The organism is Streptomyces sp. MB09-02B (genome assembly GCF_033794485.1).
Taxonomy (GTDB): Bacteria; Actinomycetota; Actinomycetes; order Streptomycetales; family Streptomycetaceae; genus Streptomyces.
In genome coordinates this window covers 1-4,012 of sequence record NZ_JARGEE010000619.1, presented here as the reverse complement: position 1 = coordinate 4,012, position 4,012 = coordinate 1, and the positions used below count along the sequence as shown (strand labels likewise).

4 protein-coding genes and 1 pseudogene are annotated in these 4,012 nt (G+C 73.1%); 1 reads left to right on the top strand and 4 read right to left on the bottom strand.

Annotation, left to right across the window (positions count from 1 at the left end; all coding sequences use genetic code 11):
- Positions 1-109: 109 nt before the first annotated feature.
- A pseudogene (locus P1P70_RS41800) lies at positions 110-517 on the bottom strand (cobalamin biosynthesis protein); the annotation flags it as partial.
- Positions 518-701: 184 nt separating this feature from the next.
- Here P1P70_RS41800 and P1P70_RS41795 point away from each other — a divergent pair.
- Entirely contained in the window at positions 702-1,430 is a 729-nt protein-coding gene (locus tag P1P70_RS41795; protein ID WP_319247304.1) for a ZIP family metal transporter, read from the top strand.
- Between the two features lie 29 nt (positions 1,431-1,459).
- Here the strand turns inward: P1P70_RS41795 and P1P70_RS41790 are convergent, their stop codons facing one another.
- The 3 genes from P1P70_RS41790 to P1P70_RS41780 all read right to left on the bottom strand — a co-directional run.
- Complete coding sequence (locus P1P70_RS41790; RefSeq protein WP_319247302.1) at positions 1,460-2,824, bottom strand: cobyrinate a,c-diamide synthase; 1,365 nt, start codon at positions 2,822-2,824, stop codon at positions 1,460-1,462.
- Between the two features lie 4 nt (positions 2,825-2,828).
- Positions 2,829-3,428: a cob(I)yrinic acid a,c-diamide adenosyltransferase gene (gene cobO / locus P1P70_RS41785; RefSeq protein WP_033529174.1), complete on the bottom strand. Its 600-nt coding sequence runs from the start codon at positions 3,426-3,428 to the stop codon at positions 2,829-2,831.
- On the bottom strand, positions 3,429-4,012 hold a 584-nt coding region (locus P1P70_RS41780; protein WP_319247301.1), incomplete at its 5' end, for a VWA domain-containing protein.

The following is a 4,012-nucleotide window of genomic DNA, read 5'->3' as shown; positions in this document are numbered from 1 at the left end:
GGGGTGCGGGCGCGGAAGCAGGGGGGGTCGGGCGGGTCGGCGGCGGTCACCGTCATCGCGTCTGTCGACGACCGCGATCGTGGTCACCGCCACCACGATCATCATGCCGACCGACGCCGGGTGCGGCGAAGCCAGGGTTCGCCGTCGCGACGGCACACGTCACCCGCCCCGGCCGCCCGTCCACCGGCACCGACTTCCGCTTGGGCACGAGGAGTTCACCCCCGGCGACGAGCGCGGCGGCCTCCGCGACGGACGGGGTACCGACGGCGGCCAGGGCCATGTCGGAGGGGTTCGGCACCTGCACGGCGGCCAACTCCGCGGCGGAGTAGGCGACGAGGGGGACACCGAGCCGTTCGGCGGCCAGGACGAGACCGGGTTCACCGGCCTTGGCCTCGACGGTGACGAGCGCGGAAACGGCCCCGAGGGGGAGCCCGGCATCTCGCAGCACCCCTCCCACCAGCCCGAGTACCTCCACCACCGACACCCCGGCAGAGGCGCCCACACCGACAACGAGTGCCCCGAACACACGGTCAGCCACAGCCGCGCCCGTTTTTCAGGGGCGCGGGGCGGTGACATACGCGGCTCCGCCGCGTGGGCGCGACCAGCCCCCACAGACCCGCAGTCAAAACCCGACCCCCTCGCTCCCCACCACCTCGGGGCGCCGCAGCCGACACCGCCCACTCATCCGGTAGCACATACGCATGGCGGTCTTCGTGGCACTCGGCGCGTTCCTGATGACGCTGCTCGGCGGCTGGACGGCACAACGCGTGACGGACCGCCGTCACCTCGTGCTGGGCCTGGCCGGCGGTCTGATGCTGGGCGTGGTCGGCCTCGATCTGCTTCCCGAGGCGCTGGAGGCGGCCGGCGACGAGGTCTTCGGCGTCCCCGCCGCGCTGCTGCTGTTCGTCGCCGGGTTCCTCCTGGCCCACCTGGTGGAACGCCTGCTGGCCGCCCGCCAGGCGGCCCACGGCGCGGAGGAGCACAACGGCCGTGCACCCCAGGTGGGTCTGACGGCCGCGGCCGCGATGGTCGGACACAGCGCCATGGACGGCGTCGCGATCGGTGCGGCCTTCCAGATCGACGAGGGCATGGGTGTCGCGGTCGCGCTCGCGGTGATCGCCCACGACTTCGCGGACGGCTTCAACACGTACACACTCACCAGCGTCTACGGCAACGCCCGCCGCCGTGCGCTCGCGATGCTGTTCGCGGACGCGGCGGCCCCGGTGGTGGGGGCCGCCTCCACGCTGCTGTTCACGATCCCGGAGGGCCCGCTCGGCTGCTACCTCGGCTTCTTCGGCGGCGCCCTGCTCTATCTCGCCGCCGCCGAGATCCTCCCCGAGGCCCACCACGAACACCCGGCCCACTCCACCCTGCTGTGCACGGTCGCCGGAGCGGCCTTCATCTGGCTGGTGGTGGGCGTGGCGGAGTGAGCGGCACACCCCACCGGTCGACGTACCGCTCATGACGCCCGGCATCTCTCCACGAACCGCCGTGCGACACCGGGCTCCGCCGCCCAGTGGGTGTGCAGATAGCTCGCGTGCACCCCGCCCTGCACGAACCCCTCGACCCGGGGCCGAGGGGACCGTATCCCCCAGGCGGGAGCGGCCCCGGCCCCCGGCTCGACGACCGTCCGGTGGAATTCGTGGGCCCGCATCCGGGTCCCGGCCGGCGCGAGCACACTGTCGCCCACGGCCACGGCGTCGCGGTAACCGAGGGTCAGCCGCTCGTCCATGCGCGCCGTCGCGTCGAGCACACCGCACATGGGCCGCCCGTCCAGCTCCCGGCACAGATAGAGCAGCCCGGCGCACTCGGCGGCCACCGGAGCCCCGCCGAACGCCAGCTCGGCCACGGCCTTCCGCAGCGGCTCGTTGGCGGACAGCTCGGCGGCGTACATCTCGGGGAACCCGCCGCCGATCACCAACCCGCGCGTCCCGTCGGGCAGTTGCTCGTCCCGCAGCGGATCGAAGACGACCACCTCGGCACCCGCCGCGGTCAGCAGCTCGGCGTGCTCGGCGTAGGAGAAGGTGAACGCGGGCCCGCCGGCCACGGCGACCACCTCCCGCCTCCCCGTGGCCGCGACGGGCGGCTCCCAGGCCGTCCCCGACAGCGCCCCGGCACCGCGGGCGAGTGCGACCAGCGCCTCCAGATCGCACCCGGCCCGCACCTGCGCGGCCATCGCCGCCACGGCCTCCAGCGCGGCGGCCTGCCGCTCGGCGACCGGGACCAGTCCCAGATGCCGGGACGGAGTGTCCACCTGAGGAGCCCGCCGCAGCACTCCCAGCACGGGCACACCGGTCGACTCCAGGGCGTCCCGCAGCAGTTCCTCATGCCGGTCCGAGGCGACCTTGTTGAGGATCACACCCCCGATCCGCACCTCGGGATCCCAGGAGGCGAACCCGTGCACCAGCGCCGCCACCGACCGCGACTGCGACGACGCGTCCACCACCAGCACCACCGGCGCCCGCAGCAGCTTCGCCACATGCGCGGTGGACGCCAGCTCCCCCTGCCCCGAGGCCCCGTCGAACATCCCCATCACACCCTCGACGACGGCGATGTCGCACCCGCGCGCCCCGTGCGCGAAGAGCGGCGCGACCAACTCCGGCCCGCACAGGTACGCGTCGAGGTTCCGCCCCACCCGCCCGCTCGCGAGCGCGTGGTAGCCGGGGTCGATGTAGTCCGGCCCCACCTTGTGCGGGGACACGGCGAGCCCCCGCTCGGTGAGCGCGGCCATCAACCCCGTGGCCACGGTGGTCTTGCCGCTGCGCGACGAGGGCGCGGCGATCACCAGCCGGGGCACGGAGGCCACTGAGGCGTAAGACGTCACGATGTCACCACTCGATGCCCCGCTGGCCCTTCTGGCCCGCGTCCATGGGGTGCTTGACCTTCGACATGTCGGTCACGAGGTCCGCGAAGTCGACCAGCTTCTCGGGCGCGTTCCGCCCGGTGATCACCACGTGCTGGGTCCCGGGCCGGTTCCGCAGCACGTCGATCACCTCGTCGGTGTCGATCCACCCCCAGTGCAGCGGGTACGCGAACTCGTCCAGCACGTACAGCTTGTACGTCTCGGCCGCCAGGTCCCGCTTGACCTGCTCCCAGCCCTCCCGGGCCTTGTCCTCGTTGTCCATCTGACCGTCGCGCTGCACCCACGACCAGCCCTCGCCCATCTTGTGCCAGTCGACGGACCCGCCCTCACCGGACGCCCCCAGCACCCGCAGCGCGTTCTCCTCGCCGACCTTCCACTTCGCCGACTTGACGAACTGGAACACCCCGATCGGCCACCCCTGGTTCCAGGCGCGCAGCGCGAGCCCGAACGCGGCGGTGGACTTCCCCTTGCCGATACCCGTGTGCACGAAGACCAGCGGACGGTTCCTGCGCTGACGAGTCGTCAGCCCGTCGTCCGGTACGACACTCGGCTGTCCCTGAGGCATCTACGCCGCCCTCCCTGAAGTCCTCTGCGTTCCTTGCACATCCCGGACCAGCCCGGCGATGGAGTCCGCCCGCAGCTCGTCCAACGTCACCGCCGTACCGCCCAGTTCACCCGCCAGCTGCCCTGCGAGCCCCAGCCGGACATGACCCGTCTCGCAGTCGACCACCACGGACGCGTGGCCCTCGGCCGCGAACAACCGGGCCGCCCGCCCGGCGAGCGCGACGGGCTCCGGCCCGCCGGTCGCCCGGCCGTCGGTCACCACCACGACCAGCGGACGGCGCGCGGGGTCCCGCAGCCGCTCCACCCGCAGCACGTCGTGCGCCTTCAGCAACCCGGCCGCGAGCGGCGTGCGTCCGCCCGTCGGCAACGACTCCAGTCGGGCCGCCGCCGCGTCCACCGACGAGGTCGGCGGCAACGCCACCTCGGCGGCCGATCCCCGGAACGTCACCAGACCCACCTTGTCCCGCCGCTGATAGGCGTCGAGCAGCAGCGACAGCACCGCACCCTTCACGGCACCCATCCGCTGCCGCGCCGCCATCGACCCGGAGGCGTCGACCACGAACAGCACGAGGTTGCCCTCCCGCC

Bases quoted from the DNA above. Each gene is read 5' to 3' on its own strand.
- P1P70_RS41795 (WP_319247304.1), top strand. From the start codon at position 702: ATGGCGGTCTTCGTGGCACTCGGCGCGTTCCTGATGACGCTGCTCGGC.
- cobO (WP_033529174.1), bottom strand. From the start codon at position 3,428: ATGCCTCAGGGACAGCCGAGTGTCGTACCGGACGACGGGCTGACGACT.